The organism is Blautia sp. HA8986, assembly GCF_056504635.1.
Genome location: NZ_JBWLUQ010000001.1, coordinates 1,291,791 through 1,307,889, shown reverse-complemented (window position 1 = coordinate 1,307,889; position 16,099 = coordinate 1,291,791). Strand labels below are relative to the sequence as shown.

32 protein-coding genes are annotated in these 16,099 nt (G+C 41.7%); 28 read left to right on the top strand and 4 right to left on the bottom strand.

Annotation, left to right across the window (positions count from 1 at the left end):
* Positions 1-67: 67 nt before the first annotated feature.
* From AC04Q4_RS06140 to AC04Q4_RS06130, 3 genes are read right to left on the bottom strand one after another with little or no spacing between them, the layout of a single operon-like run.
* Positions 68-1,240, bottom strand: coding sequence for a tyrosine-type recombinase/integrase (locus AC04Q4_RS06140; protein WP_476388732.1), 1,173 nt, complete (start codon positions 1,238-1,240; stop codon positions 68-70).
* Between the two features lie 53 nt (positions 1,241-1,293).
* Positions 1,294-1,863, bottom strand: coding sequence for an OB-fold protein (locus tag AC04Q4_RS06135; RefSeq protein ID WP_476388731.1), 570 nt, complete (start codon positions 1,861-1,863; stop codon positions 1,294-1,296).
* Positions 1,864-1,866: 3 nt separating this feature from the next.
* The gene (locus AC04Q4_RS06130; RefSeq protein ID WP_476388730.1) at positions 1,867-2,571 is read right to left on the bottom strand and encodes a LytR/AlgR family response regulator transcription factor; all 705 of its coding nucleotides are present in this window, start codon (positions 2,569-2,571) and stop codon (positions 1,867-1,869) included.
* A gap of 123 nt (positions 2,572-2,694) precedes the next feature.
* Between AC04Q4_RS06130 and AC04Q4_RS06125 the strand changes: the two genes are divergently transcribed.
* Positions 2,695-3,024 carry a hypothetical protein gene (locus AC04Q4_RS06125; protein ID WP_476388729.1) on the top strand — a complete coding sequence of 110 codons (330 nt, stop codon included), beginning with the start codon at positions 2,695-2,697 and terminating at the stop codon, positions 3,022-3,024.
* A 211-nt stretch (positions 3,025-3,235) separates the two neighbouring features.
* Here the strand turns inward: AC04Q4_RS06125 and AC04Q4_RS06120 are convergent, their stop codons facing one another.
* Positions 3,236-3,607 (bottom strand): helix-turn-helix domain-containing protein, encoded by a 372-nt coding sequence (locus tag AC04Q4_RS06120; protein ID WP_476388728.1) that lies wholly within the window; start codon positions 3,605-3,607, stop codon positions 3,236-3,238.
* 530 nt (positions 3,608-4,137) lie between these two features.
* Between AC04Q4_RS06120 and AC04Q4_RS06115 the strand changes: the two genes are divergently transcribed.
* The 27 genes from AC04Q4_RS06115 to AC04Q4_RS05985 all read left to right on the top strand — a co-directional run bounded on the left by AC04Q4_RS06115 (position 4,138) and on the right by AC04Q4_RS05985 (position 15,741).
* Positions 4,138-4,317 (top strand): helix-turn-helix domain-containing protein, encoded by a 180-nt coding sequence (locus AC04Q4_RS06115; protein WP_476388727.1) that lies wholly within the window; start codon positions 4,138-4,140, stop codon positions 4,315-4,317.
* 5 nt (positions 4,318-4,322) lie between these two features.
* A complete protein-coding gene (locus AC04Q4_RS06110; protein WP_476388726.1) occupies positions 4,323-4,499 on the top strand; it encodes a hypothetical protein in 177 nt (58 codons plus the stop codon).
* Positions 4,500-4,537: 38 nt separating this feature from the next.
* Positions 4,538-4,768, top strand: coding sequence for a hypothetical protein (locus AC04Q4_RS06105; protein ID WP_476388725.1), 231 nt, complete (start codon positions 4,538-4,540; stop codon positions 4,766-4,768).
* A gap of 274 nt (positions 4,769-5,042) precedes the next feature.
* The gene (locus AC04Q4_RS06100; RefSeq protein ID WP_476388724.1) at positions 5,043-5,486 is read left to right on the top strand and encodes a hypothetical protein; all 444 of its coding nucleotides are present in this window, start codon (positions 5,043-5,045) and stop codon (positions 5,484-5,486) included.
* Between the two features lie 326 nt (positions 5,487-5,812).
* A complete protein-coding gene (locus AC04Q4_RS06095) occupies positions 5,813-6,142 on the top strand; it encodes a hypothetical protein (RefSeq protein ID WP_476388723.1) in 330 nt (109 codons plus the stop codon).
* 128 nt (positions 6,143-6,270) lie between these two features.
* The gene (locus AC04Q4_RS06090; RefSeq protein WP_476388722.1) at positions 6,271-6,450 is read left to right on the top strand and encodes a hypothetical protein; all 180 of its coding nucleotides are present in this window, start codon (positions 6,271-6,273) and stop codon (positions 6,448-6,450) included.
* Entirely contained in the window at positions 6,443-6,625 is a 183-nt protein-coding gene (locus tag AC04Q4_RS06085) for a hypothetical protein (RefSeq protein WP_476388721.1), read from the top strand. Before AC04Q4_RS06090 ends, AC04Q4_RS06085 begins: the two co-directional genes overlap by 8 nt.
* Positions 6,618-7,001, top strand: a complete 384-nt coding sequence (locus tag AC04Q4_RS06080) for a hypothetical protein (RefSeq protein ID WP_476388720.1) — start codon at positions 6,618-6,620, stop codon at positions 6,999-7,001. The genes AC04Q4_RS06085 and AC04Q4_RS06080 overlap by 8 nt, the downstream gene beginning before the upstream one ends.
* Before the next feature lie 135 nt (positions 7,002-7,136).
* Positions 7,137-7,754, top strand: coding sequence for a Sak single strand annealing protein (locus tag AC04Q4_RS06075; protein WP_476388719.1), 618 nt, complete (start codon positions 7,137-7,139; stop codon positions 7,752-7,754).
* Positions 7,754-8,338 carry a hypothetical protein gene (locus AC04Q4_RS06070; RefSeq protein WP_476388718.1) on the top strand — a complete coding sequence of 195 codons (585 nt, stop codon included), beginning with the start codon at positions 7,754-7,756 and terminating at the stop codon, positions 8,336-8,338. The genes AC04Q4_RS06075 and AC04Q4_RS06070 overlap by 1 nt, the downstream gene beginning before the upstream one ends.
* The gene (locus AC04Q4_RS06065) at positions 8,322-8,675 is read left to right on the top strand and encodes a PDDEXK family nuclease (protein WP_476388717.1); all 354 of its coding nucleotides are present in this window, start codon (positions 8,322-8,324) and stop codon (positions 8,673-8,675) included. Before AC04Q4_RS06070 ends, AC04Q4_RS06065 begins: the two co-directional genes overlap by 17 nt.
* Positions 8,641-9,402, top strand: coding sequence for a hypothetical protein (locus AC04Q4_RS06060; RefSeq protein WP_476388716.1), 762 nt, complete (start codon positions 8,641-8,643; stop codon positions 9,400-9,402). Before AC04Q4_RS06065 ends, AC04Q4_RS06060 begins: the two co-directional genes overlap by 35 nt.
* Complete coding sequence (locus tag AC04Q4_RS06055; protein ID WP_476388715.1) at positions 9,365-10,129, top strand: ATP-binding protein; 765 nt, start codon at positions 9,365-9,367, stop codon at positions 10,127-10,129. The genes AC04Q4_RS06060 and AC04Q4_RS06055 overlap by 38 nt, the downstream gene beginning before the upstream one ends.
* Before the next feature lie 216 nt (positions 10,130-10,345).
* Positions 10,346-10,732, top strand: coding sequence for a hypothetical protein (locus AC04Q4_RS06050; protein ID WP_476388714.1), 387 nt, complete (start codon positions 10,346-10,348; stop codon positions 10,730-10,732).
* On the top strand, positions 10,713-10,979 hold the full coding sequence (locus tag AC04Q4_RS06045) for a LexA family protein (protein WP_476388713.1): 267 nt from the start codon (positions 10,713-10,715) through the stop codon (positions 10,977-10,979). Before AC04Q4_RS06050 ends, AC04Q4_RS06045 begins: the two co-directional genes overlap by 20 nt.
* Positions 10,966-11,217, top strand: a complete 252-nt coding sequence (locus tag AC04Q4_RS06040) for a hypothetical protein (protein ID WP_476388712.1) — start codon at positions 10,966-10,968, stop codon at positions 11,215-11,217. The genes AC04Q4_RS06045 and AC04Q4_RS06040 overlap by 14 nt, the downstream gene beginning before the upstream one ends.
* A complete protein-coding gene (locus AC04Q4_RS06035) occupies positions 11,207-11,593 on the top strand; it encodes a hypothetical protein (protein WP_476388711.1) in 387 nt (128 codons plus the stop codon). The genes AC04Q4_RS06040 and AC04Q4_RS06035 overlap by 11 nt, the downstream gene beginning before the upstream one ends.
* A 1-nt stretch (position 11,594) precedes the next feature.
* Entirely contained in the window at positions 11,595-12,881 is a 1,287-nt protein-coding gene (locus AC04Q4_RS06030) for a DNA (cytosine-5-)-methyltransferase (RefSeq protein WP_476388710.1), read from the top strand.
* Positions 12,874-13,119, top strand: coding sequence for a hypothetical protein (locus AC04Q4_RS06025; RefSeq protein ID WP_476388709.1), 246 nt, complete (start codon positions 12,874-12,876; stop codon positions 13,117-13,119). Before AC04Q4_RS06030 ends, AC04Q4_RS06025 begins: the two co-directional genes overlap by 8 nt.
* Positions 13,120-13,487: 368 nt before the next feature.
* Entirely contained in the window at positions 13,488-13,814 is a 327-nt protein-coding gene (locus tag AC04Q4_RS06020) for a DUF551 domain-containing protein (RefSeq protein ID WP_476388708.1), read from the top strand.
* Between the two features lie 2 nt (positions 13,815-13,816).
* Positions 13,817-13,990 carry a hypothetical protein gene (locus AC04Q4_RS06015; RefSeq protein WP_476388707.1) on the top strand — a complete coding sequence of 58 codons (174 nt, stop codon included), beginning with the start codon at positions 13,817-13,819 and terminating at the stop codon, positions 13,988-13,990.
* A gap of 111 nt (positions 13,991-14,101) precedes the next feature.
* On the top strand, positions 14,102-14,416 hold the full coding sequence (locus tag AC04Q4_RS06010; protein ID WP_476388706.1) for a hypothetical protein: 315 nt from the start codon (positions 14,102-14,104) through the stop codon (positions 14,414-14,416).
* Entirely contained in the window at positions 14,416-14,640 is a 225-nt protein-coding gene (locus AC04Q4_RS06005; RefSeq protein ID WP_476388705.1) for a hypothetical protein, read from the top strand. The genes AC04Q4_RS06010 and AC04Q4_RS06005 overlap by 1 nt, the downstream gene beginning before the upstream one ends.
* Complete coding sequence (locus tag AC04Q4_RS06000; protein ID WP_476388704.1) at positions 14,641-14,901, top strand: hypothetical protein; 261 nt, start codon at positions 14,641-14,643, stop codon at positions 14,899-14,901.
* Complete coding sequence (locus AC04Q4_RS05995) at positions 14,898-15,182, top strand: DUF1653 domain-containing protein (protein WP_476388703.1); 285 nt, start codon at positions 14,898-14,900, stop codon at positions 15,180-15,182. The genes AC04Q4_RS06000 and AC04Q4_RS05995 overlap by 4 nt, the downstream gene beginning before the upstream one ends.
* Entirely contained in the window at positions 15,179-15,589 is a 411-nt protein-coding gene (locus AC04Q4_RS05990; protein ID WP_476388702.1) for a YopX family protein, read from the top strand. Before AC04Q4_RS05995 ends, AC04Q4_RS05990 begins: the two co-directional genes overlap by 4 nt.
* Positions 15,586-15,741 carry a hypothetical protein gene (locus AC04Q4_RS05985; RefSeq protein WP_476388701.1) on the top strand — a complete coding sequence of 52 codons (156 nt, stop codon included), beginning with the start codon at positions 15,586-15,588 and terminating at the stop codon, positions 15,739-15,741. The genes AC04Q4_RS05990 and AC04Q4_RS05985 overlap by 4 nt, the downstream gene beginning before the upstream one ends.
* Positions 15,742-16,099 lie beyond the last annotated feature (358 nt).

The following is a 16,099-nucleotide window of genomic DNA, read 5'->3' as shown; positions in this document are numbered from 1 at the left end:
AATCAAGGCTTTGCAGACTTTTGTTAGAGTGATTAAGACAGTTTAAAAGTGATAAAAATAGGAACGGTTAGTCACAGTTAGTCACAAACGGAACTTTTATTTTCTCTATTTCTTCCCGGAGTTCTTCCAGTGTCCTGTGACCGTACACAGCGTTCGTGACATCGTTCCCGAACGAATGACCCAACATCCTCTTCCGGTCGTTCTCCCGGACGCCGTATTTTTCACATAGCGCAGAAAAGGTATGTCGGCAATCGTGCGGCGTGTGCTTCGGGCTGCCGGTTATATTCAAGCGTTCCAGCGTAGGATAGAAGAGCTTGTCTCTATGATGCTTTTGTGTATACATCAGAAGCTTTCCTTGCGACTCCATTTTTGACCGAACAAAGCTATACACGGCTGGATGAATAGGCACAATCCTGTCTTTTCCGGCTTTTGTTTTAATACCGCCCTGATAATATCTTTCTTCGAGATTGATTGAAAGCTTTGATACTTCACCAATCCTCCATCCGGAGTAACACATGATCAGAATGAGCTGCACTTCTGGATCATCAGCGTTATTCCAAAGGATGCTTAATTCCTCATCCGAAAAAGGTGTGCCGTGTTCCGTGTCGTGAGGTGCATTGTTGCGAACATAGAGAGCTTTGTTTTCCGTGACAATCTCGGCATACATGGCGTACTTGTACATCTGTTTAAACAGCGTCAGTATCATCATTACGCTTTCTCTTTTGAGCGGACAGGTATCTAATACCTCTTGCATGTCAGGAGCTTTTAAATCCTCAAATACGCGGTTGTGGAGTACTGTGCAGTTTGAGTATCCGTTCCGGTATGCGTTCTTCGAGCTGTACGATAGCTTTGTCCCCTCGGGAAACTTCCATTTCATAAATTGCTCATACACCTCTGAGAACGTCAATTTGTGCGTTTCCGGGTGCTTTTCCTCTGCACCTTTAAATGTATTGTAGTCTGACAGAATACGGCTTATAAGGGCGTCTGTGTCCGTTGTAGGGGCAATCTCAAGCTCTTTTTCCATACCTGGCTTGTACGTCCCAGCTTTGTAAGCTGTCAGGACAGCAAACCCTTTCAGATAGTCGTCAACATAGCAGATTGCAGGCGGACGGATCGCTTTTCCTGTTGCGCCAATCGTTGCCGGTGGGTGCACTGCATAGCAGTTTCTTCGACCCTTGCCGAGATAGCGGATAGAGCCAAAGCTATTCGGCAACTTCGGGTATTTCTTTCTTTTTGCCATATTTTCCTCCTTGTATAAAAACAGCCCCTGCCGTTAAGCAGGAGCCGTGTTATCTACTCTATCTCGTCAATATCAAGAGAATATCCCAGCACTTCTCCGACATCTGTACATTTTCCTTTTAAAGTAATGGTGTCACCCTTTGACATGGATGCTATTTGAGCTTTCTGGTCGTCGTTCTTGATGTAACACTGAACTCCAATAATCTCAAAATCTCCATCGGCCATGAGATCAATATATTTTCCAGCCGCATCAATGTTACTGAGCTTTCCGGTAATCTCAAGGTATTTACCTTTGTATTTATCAGATGCACCCATGGCGTTGCTATCAAGATCGGACATCATATCATTGACGGAAACAGTAGTGTACTCGATTGGTGTAACTTCTTCTTTTTGCTTAGTAGCAGTTTCTTTCTTTTCTGTAGAAGTAGTGGCTGCTGTGTTTTTATCTGATCCCGAATCACTTTTGTCTGTGACAGCACCGATAACCACTCCTATGATAAGTATTAATACAACCCATTTTAATATTCCGCTTTTTTGTTTCTTTCTGCAATGTGGACATATTTTTGCATCTTTTGGAATATCCATCTTGCAATGTTTGCACTTCTTGGTTTTTTCTTCGCTCATGCTTTATCTCCCTCCAATGGCGTAGTTTTCATATTTTTCTCTTATTTTTGCAAGTTCTCTTTGCCTGATCGGGACGATCGCGCCAGATACCATCGTAAAAAAATGGCTTACTTCGCTTACCTCGTCCATATTAACTATATAGCTCTGGTGGCAGCGCAAAAATCTTCCGTCAAGACTCTTTTCGATATCATTGAGCTTTCCTCGTTCCTTGTGTGATATTCCGCACGTGCAATGGATCATTATGTATTTGTTCTGGCTTTCGATGTATTCAATATGCCGGAATTCAGCTCTGTGAAAGTAGTCCTTGTTCTTGATAGTAAGCGTTTTTTCACGGATATTTTCAAGAGTCTGCTCAACAACTGAATACATTCTTCCATGCTCGGAGCCTTTAATGATGTAATGCACCGGTAGCACATCAAGTGCATCAAATACATATTCTTTGCGTTCTGTCCAAAAAGTGATATTTCCATAGTATCCGATTTTTCTTAATCTTTTGGCAATCTCTATGCCATTTTCTCCGTTAATGGAGACATCAAGAATTATTATGTCATACCATTCACCATCTGAAACATCATCGATCAAAGGCTTTCCGCTGGTGTAGGTGGTTAATGTATATCCGCCATCACCATGCTCTTTTAGATATCGGTCAATGCTACTTTTGAAAATCTCAATTCGTAAATTATCATCGTCACAAATCGCAATTTTCATTCAAATCATTCCCTTATGGGCGTTGTTTTCGCCATTTGCAAAAAAAAAGTGTTTAAATATGTTATTTTTATTATAGCATCGTTAAATTTAGTTGTAAATAGACATTTTTAGGTGATTTGTAAAATGAAAATAATCAAAAATATACTAATTATAATAGGAGCTGTGCTTTTGCTTAATTACATTGTTTGTTTACCAATGTGCGTAGACGATTATATCCGCGAAGAGTCAGAAGTGTATTCTGTCCAAAATGCGTACAGATCTTCTACCCTGCATAAGAATAGTGCCCATGAAGCAAAGCAGACCATGCCGCCGTTTTTATTCGCCCTGCCACTAAACAGAAAAGACTATATCTTTGATGTTACGAATATTTTCTATGCAATCATAAACATATCGGTGTATATCTGGCAGTTTCCAAGGGCGAACATTAGTGGCATAATAGCAAAAGTGAACTAATGTTCGGTTATATTTCCCACAAACCGGACATATACTGTAATGTAGGTGGTAGTTGCGACAGGGAGGGTTATTATGGATTATAAGAAAGAGATTATTGAAATGATAGAAAAAGCAGACCATGACCAATTGTATACAATATTTAGATTTATAATATCATTTCTGGGACTGAAATAAAGAAAAGGGGCAGGAGTTACATCCTGTCCCTATCTTTTTATTCCTCTTCCTTGTCCGCTAAAGCGTTTGCAAGTTTCTGAAGTGTTTCCCATTCTGATTCATTTAGATTAGCAAGTATTTCTACCAATCGCACCTTGAAGCTGTCTGCTTCGCCATTCAAGACAGAACCAACGAAATCCGCAATCTCAGATTTTCTCTTATTCTGGATGAACATATCACCTGTTCCCTTAGTCAGCCATTCGTAGTTGACTTTGAATTCCCTACAGATATCCTTGACAGTTCGATCTGATGGAACTCTTTCTCCTTTTTCTATCATCCAAACAAAGTTCTTAGATACCCCGATTTTCTCGGCAAACTCATCCTGAGTCATCTTCGCAGTCTTTCTTATTTGTTGAATCCTAGTATTCACTCTTTTCACCTCCTATTCTTAACTGCAAGTATATAGTAGCACAAAAATCTAACTCTGTCAAATTTTTTTGTGAGATTTACGCTTGACAAATCTATCTGTGTGAGATATTATAATAACACAAGGTAACACAAAACCTTGAGCGTTTACCACGATCTGATAGAACCGACACTTTTATTAGATAAAAAGAAACTGCTCAGAGCGCTATTCTGAACAGTCCTTTTCCAAATTTGTTTACCCTATGTACTTTGCAGGCCGAAGCCACATCCGATAGCGCCAAATGCTTCTTGAAGCACCTTGTCACTTTCGCAGTCTTGGTTCTGCAACATGCCTAATCGCTGACAAAACAATCAGAGCCGTCTTTGACCTGTTTTGACTGTCGAGGTATCAGTACGGACGGATTAAGAGCAAAGGGAACAGGCAAATTCAAAAGTTGGGTCATGATAACCACTCCTTTCCTTTGCCAATAGGCATTAACTAGGATAACACAAATAAGTGGTAAACGCAACTAAAAATAAGTAGGAGGTGATTTTTTGGAACGTCTTTACACTTGCGAAGAAATCGCTCAGAGATATAGTGTGAAAGTTCCTACCGTGTGGAGATGGATACGGAATAAACAGCTTCCGGCAATCAATCTGAAGGGCTCTGGTTACAGAGTGCTAGAAAGCGACTTAGTTGCTTTTGAAGAATCAAAACGTGTAAGAAAGGAGTGAATACATTGTCTGAGAAAGAAAAAAAGATTCTCGAATCAATAACCAAGGCAGTTCCCAATATGTCAGAGTTTGACAAGGGATATTTTCTTGGGGTCGGAGAAACAATCGCAAAATACAAGAATCCTGATAAAGCAGATAGGTTCCTTGAACCGAAGATTCCAGAAAGTAAACAGACAGATTAAAACCATCTACAAAGTTCTTAACTTGGAGGTGAAAACGGTTGAGTAAAACAGATATTCAGTATCTATTTGATTATGTAAGGGATTTACAGAGACAGGTAAATCAGTTGAAAGTGGCAGCCCTTACCGGGAAAACAAATGGATTAGAGCTTCCGAATCCTATCCATCTGGAACCCGGTGAGAGAATACCGCTTGGACATCTTGCAGACGATCTACTTGATACAGAATTTCAAAATTGTGGAAACGATACTTGTGATAAGAGCAATGAATGAGATTGCGGTAGTCACTTTAAAACGGTAAGTATCTTCTCTATATATTTTCATTTCAATTTCACCGTCTTGAGTGATCACGTAGCCTTCATATCCACGCACAGGTTGCTTGTGCAAGAATCCTTTAGATGCTAAGTATCTATACATTTCGTGATTCTCGGTATCTTGTGCAGTGGTTCCGTTATTTTTAAGAACGGACTTCATTAACCGATATTGTTTCCCGGTTATCATTTAATCACCTTCTTTCAGAAAGAAGTATATCACGAAAATTTGACAGATGAAAACAATAAAAGAAAAGTCAGAAATGACCGTCCACCGGAACCGCCCCACCGGTGCTGACGATGGCAGGGCAGATGGAGGTGAGAACATGAAATATAGTCCGCTCGGAAGTGGAAAAGTGATATCTCAAACTTTCAATGGTAGTTGTTTGGAAACCACTTTTGAAAGAGAGAACGAATTGAAGTCCGAATATGAAATTTATGTAAACTGGATGAATCCGGATCAGTTAGCAGAAGTTTCATTTCAGTTGCCCTTCCACGATTGGCAGACACTTGAAAAGTCTGAGGTTTGGAGAAATCTGGATGAATTTCTTTCGGAAGTTCAAATCGAATATATTCCGAAGTACCGCCAAGTCCAACCAATTGTAGCGGAAAAGGTTGTGTATAGAAGTCTGTTAGGTTCTTTAGTTGCATTCTTTCGTGATAAATTGATTCGCCAATAGCACGCCCTTTTAAACATGAATAATGGGTTCCGCTATACACGTAAGAAATATTTACGATTGATATGGCAATTCTGGAATGATTGATGATTTCAAAATGAACAATCAACTCATTATTATCTTTCAACTTGAAACTAATAGGAATAAACTCCATTTTTTTTCGAGATTGGAATAAGTTCCATACAGTTCCAGCAGACCCTATTAACCCAAGCATAAAGGAAACATTTTCAAACGTAATGATTTCTTTAGCCGATTTTAAAATTGAAATAATTTGATTTATTTTAATCACCTCCCTCTACTGGGAGTATATCACAAGAAAGGAGTATAAAATGAGCGAAGTTGATACTTACATCAAAGAAAATGCAGAAGTTCATCAGTTCGCCGCAGAGGTTGCGAGAATCATATCAGGCATTCCACAGATGCCGGAGTTTTCATCAGAGAGTATGAGCGTATCTGATGCAAGCAAGCTGATCGGACTTCCTGCAACATCAATTCGAGCAGGAATTGTATACGGATGGCTGCCGATCGGGACTGCTATCCAGAATAACAAGCCAGCAAAAAGCCTTTCCGGTGGCAGGATCACATACATCATAAGCCCTAGGAAAGTCTATGAAGTGACCGGACACGTCTGGAAAGGCAAGGCTGCTCTTAATAAGTAGGTGCCCCGGAGGGAGCTGAAACCTCCACCCCGGAGCTTGCATCTACTAAGCACTATTTAGTAGATACAGGTTAATTATAAGCCTCTATCTGCTAATTGTAAAGACAAATAAGGAGAAATTAGCACGATATGAGTGAAATTAAAAACGAAAATCAGCCAACATGGGCTGACATCGAAGTAGCACTTGCTACTGAGATTGTCGAGGAAAGCAAGAAAAAGTCAAAAAGATGGTTTACTGCATGGATTGTGACAGCAGCTGCACTGGTAGCGAGCAACCTTGCGTTGATCATAGGAGGCATTAGTGAATAATCTGAAAAACATCATCTGTGCCGCACTGATTGGAAGTTTTTCCACATTCCTCCCATTCTGGCAATGGGGCGGATCGGGCAGACAGCTTTTTGCGGCGGTGATGAATACAACAATCGTATATGGAATTCTCTGGGATATTGATACGCCAGAGAGAAAGGAGAATGGGAATGTTTGAGAAAGAAATCGATGAGATTTATAAACTCTGTAAAAGAGTCGTGAATGAAGTTCCGACAGCAAATGCCTCGTTCAATTATTCAATTTATGGCATGAGCGTATGTGGACTTAGAAGAAAGGAAGATGTTAGTCTTCCCGAAGACAAATTTAAATGGGATTTGTATCAGAATGTATCTTTTAATCCGTTTTACGAAAAAGAAAGTCGTGAAAGTCTCAAAATAATCAAGGCTTTCTTACTGGAACTTCTGATAAATGGGAGGTGTCCGTTAAATGATGCTAAATCAGACAGAGCTGAAACTCTTGCCAACAATGGAGCTGATAACGACAGCGAACGAGCTTTTGGAGGAGCTGAACAGGCGGAAAGCGTACATTCTTGACTGGGAGAACCCGGACATGTATCTGAATCATCTTGAGTATCATTGCGCTGGTGGAATCTTTTCAAATGGTGAACAGAATCCGGTGAGAGGGGATGGATCCGACAATGTGTATTGCTTTTTCAAGGCGGTGTGAATATGTTGAAGAATTTTGACGAGATGAGAAAAGTCGATGTGCTTCCGTATTGCGAGAAGCGAGAAGGTATGTTGTATCTGAACTGGGCAAAATGTATTGACCTTCTGCATGAGAATGGTGCTGAAAAGGTTTATTTTGTTCCAATTCCGAATGAACGGACGGGAGGTAGCCTTTATTATTCGGACGTTGTTTTTACGGACAAGAACGGCGTAACAAACAGAACTTACGAAACCAGGATCAAAGTGGTGATCGATGATATGGAATATATCATGCAATCCCCAGTGATGAATGGAAGTAATCCAGTAAAGGACAATTCCATGAGTCAGCAGAGAGTATGGAACAGTATGTGCCGTTCCTTCGTAAAGTGCGTGGCCATACATACAGGGCTGGGTTTCAATCTCTGGCTAAAGGAGGAACACAGGCCATTTAGCAACGAAATCCCGGGCGAGGATCCACTTGCTACGCCTGCGCAACTTAAGACTATAAAAAGTCTTGGTCAGAGACATAAGATCAATCTGGATTACTGGATCCGGTCTAATGGAAAAACATGGGAGAATCTTACAGAAACCGATGCAGGCAATATGCTGAACGCTTTGAAGGAGAAATATGGTGATGATTAATGGAATTTAAAGGAAAGATTTCTTCAACATTCCGTGATATCGTAACCGGGAAATGGAATCTTACATTTTCTACGGATCAAAATGTTGCAGAGGCAGCTCAAATCTTCTTCGGTAAAGATATAGACGTGAAACTGAAGCAGCACAAAGAAAAGCGTTCCCTGGATGCAAATGCCTATTACTGGTGCATTTTGACTAAGCTGGCAAGAATTCATGGCTGGAGTAATGCAGAAGCTCACAACCGGATGTTACGGGACTACGGACAGTATGAACAAGTGGAGGGACAGCTGATTGCCGTTCCCCTTCCGGACACGGATCAGACAGAAAGAGAAGTCCTGAGCAAGATGGAGTACCACCTGGCATTGTCCCCGAAAGTTACAGTCATGAAAGGTGAAACCAAGCGTGTGTATCTCCTTCTGAGAGGTTCTAGTACCTACAACACAGAAGAGATGGCCAGACTGATCAGCGGGCTGATTGAAGAATGCAGATATTCCGGAATCCCAGATAGTGAGATCATGACACCATTTGAGAAGCGGAAATTATATGAGCAATACGGAATAGGAGAAAAACATGAACAGCAGAAGTAAGGGAGCCACCGGAGAACGGGAAGTCGCAAGCATCCTCCGGGGCTATGGATATAAAAAAGCCAGGAGAGGCCAGCAGTACAGCGGAGCAAACGGTGATGCGGATGTAGTTGGCCTTCCTGGAATACATATCGAAGTCAAGAGAAGAGAACGTCTTAACATATACGACGCGATAGACCAGGCCAAGAGAGACAGAAAGCCGGACGAACTTCCAGCTGTGTTCCACCGCAAGAATCATTGTGAATGGCTTGTAACTATGACATTAGAGGACTGGATGCAGTTATACAGGGAATGGGAGGCTGGTTATGGATTATGTGAAGATCAGCAGGAAAATCCTTGAATGGGAATGGTACACCGACATCAACACCAAGGTGTTGTTCCTGCATATCCTTTTAAAAGCGAACTGGAAGCCTGGAAGGTTCCAGGGGACAGACGTTCCGAGAGGATCGTTTGTCACATCTCAGCAGAATCTTGCTCTGGAAACTGGCCTCACACTTAAGAATGTGAGAACGGCACTAAAACATCTGGAAAATACAGGCGAGGTGGCAGTCAACCGGCACCCGAAATTCAGCGTAATTACAATAAAAAACTACGATAAGTACCAGTCAGGTGGCAGTCAAGTGGCAGTCAACGGGCAGTCAGGCGGCAGTCAAGTGGCAACAATAGAAGAAGGGAAGAAGGAAAGAAGGGAAGAATATAATAAATCTCCTAAGGGAGATTATGAGAGTAGAACTCCGGAAAGCAGCATCTATACCACGATTCGTGATTTATACAATTCCGTTTGTGGGTCGTATCCCCGCCTGGTAAAGATGTCTGATGCAAGGAAAAAGGCGATAAATGCCAGATTGAAGACAGGATATACTCTTGACGACTTTCGAAAACTTTTTGAAAAAGCAGAAGCTTCTGACTTCATGAAAGGAGCCAACAAACGTAACTGGTCAGCTACTTTCGACTGGATGATTTGCGATTCTAACATGGCGAAAGTACTTGACGGGAACTACGATCTAAGAGATCAGGGAGGGGTGAAGGATGAATCAGAACCAACAAATTCAGTCCGACTCTGGTGAGTGTCCAGTGTGCCACGGGACAGGCTGGGAGCTGTACACAGCAACTGTTGTTGATTACGGTCTTCCGGAGGAAATTACATTTGCGCAAAGATGCTCAAAGTGCAGAGGACAGTTCCGGGGCGAAGATAGAACAGGCACTCCGAAGGAATATCATGATGCAGATCTGACAAAGTTTAACTTTAACATTTATTCACACGACATGGGGAAGATGCAGGAACTGTGTCACAACTTCCTGGCCCATTTCCAGAAATGGGAGATGGCAGGAAAAGGGTTGTATCTGTGGAGCCGGACACCTGGAAGTGGAAAGACTTTCCTGGCCTGCTGTCTAGCTAAGTCCGTGATGATGAAATATAACCTGTCGATGCGGTTCATCACAGCTCCGGATTACATAGACACTGTAGGAAACAGCTATAAGCGGGAACGCGGAGAGGAAGATCCAAGTCAGGTCTACCGTGAGTGCGGAATCTTGATTCTTGACGATATCGGAGCACAGGCAGACAAGGACTGGCACAGGCAGGAGATCTTCCGGCTAGTCAATAAGCGCATGGAGGACGGAAACATCACGATCTACACTTCGAACATGAGCACGGATTCGTTGAATGTGGACGCAAGAACCAGAGACCGAATCATTAAGACAAGCATAGAGCTTCAGATGCCGGAAGAAAGCATCCGGAAGAAAGAAGCTGCCAGAGAGCAGAAAACGTTCCTGGCAAGCGTGATGGGATAAGGAGGGAAATATGTTACAGGAAACAAATTTGGAAATGGCCCTGAAAAATGTGTTAGCTGGAAAGCGGGTGCTGGCAGCAATGAAATACAATGAAAAGAAGAAACTGTATGAAACAATCAGAGGATAAAATCCTCACATAAAAATGGGTGTTATCGAAAATCCGAATATATCACAAATACACAAGGGGAGGCCCTGACCTCCCCGGAAAGGGGCGAAATGTTATTTCCGAAACAGAAAAGTAAGAAAAAGAGAATGCACCATCCGGCCAGCATTCTACACAGCAAAGACAGTAGGACCTGTTATCTTTGCGTGATGCTACATGACAACTGGAATGAACACAGGATCCTGGACGAACATCACGTATTTGGAGGACCGAACCGGAAGAACTCTGAAGAATATGGCCTGAAAGTATATTTGTGCCACAATCACCATATCTACGGACCTGAAGCAGTACATAACAACGCAGAGATCCGCCACGAATTGCAGCGAATAGCGCAAAGAGAATTTGAAAAACGATATGGACATGCAAAGTTCATGGAGACATTTGGACGAAACTATATCGATCAGGAGGAGATGAAAGAGGATGTACAAACAGAAATATAAAGAAAGCCAGCAGGTTCACAAAGACATATATCTGTACATCTGCCGGTATATCAAGGAACATCGGTACGCACCGTCTTACAAAGAGATTGCTGATGGTGTCGGTGTGTCAAACGCCACAGTGCTTCGCCACATGGACATGCTGCGAACAGATGGATTAATCGAAACAGACCACCCGAAGACACCGAGAGCGTTCCGGTTGACAGGATATGAGTTCGTGACAAGGAGGAAGAAGCATGAAACTGTATGAGCTGTTCAAAGGCACTGAGTACGTTGGAGAGTTTACGCTTGACGAGATCATAAGCATCACAGTAGCGCATCGAAGCGCACTGCTCAACAGCGTGGCACACGGCGTCCTCGTAAATGACTTGTGGGACGTCTCTCCGGCTTATGATCGGACTTTAAACCGGAATGATGATGGCTCATTGCTTAAGCAATTTGAAGCCGTTGCAGGGCAAATTAGGAGGTGTGTGAAGCGTGAGCAGTAAACTTAAAGCAAAGCCACGAAAGCAGAGATTCCCTCTAGCTCAGTCCAATCAGGCAGCTCAGGCATTCGGACGGGCAATGATTAACTGCCATAGCCAGATCAAAAGCATGGAGAGAGAAGCTTATGAGAATGGATTCAATGATGGAGAAGATTGGGCTGATACGATTAATGTTGTTACGACCATGATGGCTCTGAGACGTTTATATGGCTTTTCTACGAAGCGTTTGCTCACAGTCGTACAAACTGCCAATGAATACGTTAAAATGGCAAATGAGGGCAAAATGAGCGTTCTGAGCATGATACAAGACATTGAAGAGAACACAGATGTAAGATTCGATGAGATGAATAAGAATCTGGTTAAGAAGATGGGAGTTTAGAATGAAATTTATAGATTTTTTCGCAGGAATCGGAGGATTTCGTAGGGGAATGGAATTGGCGGGGCATGAATGCGTTGGTTTTTGCGAATTCGATAAATTTGCTACTGCGAGTTACATCTCAATGCACTTACTGACAGAAGAGCAGCGAAAGGTATTGGAAGATATTCCTATCAAGAAAAGACAGAAAGAAATATTAAAGGAGGAATACAGAAATGGAGAATGGTACGCAAATGACATTCGAAGAGTGTATGCCGGAGACATTCCAAAAGCAGATTGCTGGTGCTTCGGATTCCCTTGTCAGGACATATCCGTTGCAGGAAAGCAAGCCGGATTTCAAGGAAACCGTTCAAGCCTGTTTTTCAGAGTTATGTACCTTGTCGGACAGCTCGAAGAAGAAAATAAACCCACTTACCTTTTCATTGAGAACGTTAAAAATCTGCTTAGTGTTAATGGAGGATGGGATTTCGCCAGACTGCTCATTGAAATGGATAGGGCAGGGTATGATGCAGAATGGCAGGTGCTCAACTCCAAAGATTTCGGAGTGCCACAAAACCGGGAAAGATGTTTCATTATCGGACATCTTAGAGGGAGAAGTACCTCAAAAGTATTTCCTGTCGAAGGAACAGACGGAAAAAATAGTGTTTCGTTAAATCTTTTTGGTTGTCTTAATGGCAGAAATTCACAGCGAGATAGAGTTTATAGTGACGATGGATTAGCGCCAACAATCAGTACGAAGCCGGGAGGAAACACAGAGCCTAAAATAGTAATTCCAGTATTAACACCAGACAGGGGAGAGAAACGTCAGAACGGAAGAAGGTTCAAAGAAGACGGAGAACCAATGTTCACATTAACATCTCAGGATAGACATGGAGGTGCCATCAGTTTAAATCCTTTGGGTGGACTTTATACAGGAGTATCCAAAGAATTTTACCGTGGAATATACGAAGGTTGCTTTCGTTGTTTAAAGGCAAACACACATGATAGCGGTGTTGCACTCAAACTGAATGTTTTAAACATAAATTCTAACAAAGGAATATTTGTAAGGGTTTCTGATGAATTGATTGTATATGCAGTCTGGTATGAAAAATATCAGTGCTATATAGCAATCAGGAAATTGACACCAAGGGAATGCTTCAGGTTGCAAGGTTGGTCGGATGACTATTTTGAAAAGGCAGAATTTGTAAATTCTGACAGCCAGCTATACAAACAAGCAGGAAACGGAGTAACTGTATCAGTGATTAAAGCAATTGCAGAGAAATTGAAATTAGGAGATGAACCAAATGGCTAAATGTACAGCATTTGAAATAAACAGTCTTGAAATGAGTGAGTTTAGGCAACTCATTAAAAAACATACACCACAAAAGCCGAAATTTATGCGTAACAGAAGCGACACTTGCTCAGTATGGGAATGCTGCGAATGTGGGAACGTATTTATAACTACCCACAGACCAGGAATTCTTGCTGGAACAGACATTGATTACTGTTCAAAATGTGGGCAGAGATTTGATTGGAGTGTGGATGAATAATGGAAAATACAGGACAATATCTACATTCAGAGAAATCATGGAGGACTGCACAATAGCGTGTCAGTTGCTTATATGAGGAAAGTGAGGATAGAAAATGGTTTATAAACACTGTAGATGTGGATGCGGTGGAATTATAGGGCAATACAGTAAAGTGAAAGGATTCACCTGTGAAAGATGCAATAAAGAGTATCAATTATCAGAGCTAAAATTCGATTGGATTGCATCGAATGAAAAGACCGGATGGTTGTTTCCGATGTTGAAAAAGGAGGGTAAATAATGAGCGAGATCAAATTCAGTGACGGAATGGTGGAACGCTGGAGAGAAACAGAGGAAGAAGCTGCAGAACAGTGGAATAGGAGGGCGGAAGCATGAGCGATGGAATTACACTTGCACAGAACGAAGATGGCACATTTAGTGCATACGATGATACTTATGACGTTGTAATACATTGTGAAACGGAAGAAGAACAGAAGAAAGTTATTGAGCGTTTAAAAGCTACTAACTGGATTCCGGTCAGTGAGAGATTGCCAGAAGCAAGCGGTACGTATCAAGTGACTTGCATGGACGGAAGAATATATCATTCAACCTACGCAAAATTTCAAAGCAAATTGAAACGATGGGACTTAACTGGTGCTAGGTCGTATTGGAAGGTCATAGCCTGGTTGCCACTTCCAGAACCATATAAGGAGGATTAAACATGATTGAATATACCGATAAAGACGTCAAAGAAATTGGAGATGCCCTGAACACGTTAATTCAAAAATGTGCAGAAGCAGGGGGTTACGAGCTTGAATGCACTATATCTTACGATGGCGATCTGAAGCTTGATTGTTATTTTGCTTTCACGGTGCACGAGGAGGACGAGCCATGATTACATTCTTATTAGGGTTCACCCTTGGAACCATATTCGGAGTGGTTGGTCTTGTATGTGTGGCGATCATGTACGATAAACACCACCCAGACGATTAGAAAGGAGAACGGTATGCTGACAAGGAATAAAAAGCTGAAAGACTACGGTATTCCGGCAGAGGACATAGAAAAACTGAATATGATGCTGAAAGACTTCCCGGCAGAGTATGGATACCTGCTTTCCGGTGCTGCCTTGTCAGCTTGTCCGAAAAACACGGTGATAGCGGATATGGTTATTGAGAATATACTACACCGGAAAAGTTACAGGAAAATCAGTAAAGAAAGATATATCCCGATGAATCCGAAAGACTTTTACGGATACAGACGCAAGACTGCCGCTGTACTGTATGAGAGGATGCGGTTGTTGGGAGTGTGGGAGGATGAATAATGAAGCTAATTGATTTAATAGCAGCAATTGGTGGCGATCCTGAAAGTGAAGATAAAATCCAGATATGTCACCCAGGAAGAAGATGGGGTGATTACGATACATTCAATGCCGGTTCAAAGCTGCTGAAACCATTTTATGATTTAGAAGTAAGCTGCCTTTCGGCAATAGAAACGGATGTGATCAGAGTTGATTTGGCTTTTGATGAGAAAGAGGGTTGTGATTAAATGAGCAGACTGATAGATGCAGACGAATTAATTAAATACATCAAAATTTGGGAAATTGGCACAAGTATTAGTTCTGACCAGAAAGAGTTTATTGATTGCGTCAATGAACAGCTGACAGTATTTGATGTTGATAAGGTTATTGGCGAATTGAAAAGAGATAAATTCATCGAATCCGAATGTATCTTATCTGATGTACATCAAGGATACAATGCTGGACTGAGCAGGGCAATAGAGATTGTGAAAGGTGGCGGAGTTGAATGAGCAACGTATCAATTGAAACATTGGAAAAGTTAAAAGACAGTATGGTCGGAAGAAGATATAAACACTTCAAAGGAAGAACCTATATCGTCACCGATATCGCAGTACATACAGAATCTGATGAAATTATGGTGATCTACAAGTGCTTTACAGACCCACTTGTAACATGGTGCAGACCATTGGCTATGTTTACGAGTGATGTGGACAGAGAGAAATATCCAAATGTCAAACAGAAAAGAAGATTTGAACCACTTTCTAAGGCACAGGAGGACAACACTATATGAGAGAAATTCTTTTCAAGGCAAAGCGGATTGATAACGGTGAATGGGTTGAGGGGTGTTTAGCAATAGATCATTCACGGTCAAACTTATTTGAATATCGAATGCAACCAGTTGAATCAGGCGTTTTATACGCACCACCTATTAATCCAGAAACCCTCTGCCAGTTCACAGGACTGACTGACAAGAACGGGAAGAAAATTTGGGAGAATGACATTCTGATGGCACACTTGGACGAATCCTACCCAGAAGATGCGACATATGAAACCGTTGAATGGGGTGCTGCAGGATGGGTAACACACGAAGCTGGTAGCACGGATAGAGAATATCTTGATAAATTCGATCTGGAACATTATGAAGTAGTTGGCAATATTTTCGACAATCCAGAATTATTACAGGGAGAAATCAGATGAGTAAAGGTAAGGACATTTCTACTATGTTCACGAGGGAAGAAAACAAAAAGAATGGAATAGTTGGATATTATCAGGCTGACAGAAGAAAAATTGATGTCATCAGTCCTGCACAGTATGGAGCATTCTTGCAGAAAAGAGGTAAGAGAAAATGAGTAAATCAGTAAGTGATTGACACACCAGAATCCTGCTGCTCATGCTATTTGCGAGGATTCACGCTTAATTTACAGTATTGTAGAGGAAAGCTGAAAGATATTAAGGACACTAGCACTAAGCCTGACTGGTGTCCATTAAAGCCACTGCCGGAGAAAATGAAAGTAACTGGGCTTTATAACGGCGAGTATTTCAAAACAGGAGGCAAACCGCCGAGCTATAAAATCGGCTGGAATAAATGTATTGATGCGATCGCAGGAGAGGCGAAATAATCATGTGGTTTTTGTGTCAAGATCCGTGTAAAACATTAGATCAGGCACGGAAAAGAGCATTACGGATTATTTTTTCGGAAAACAGTAT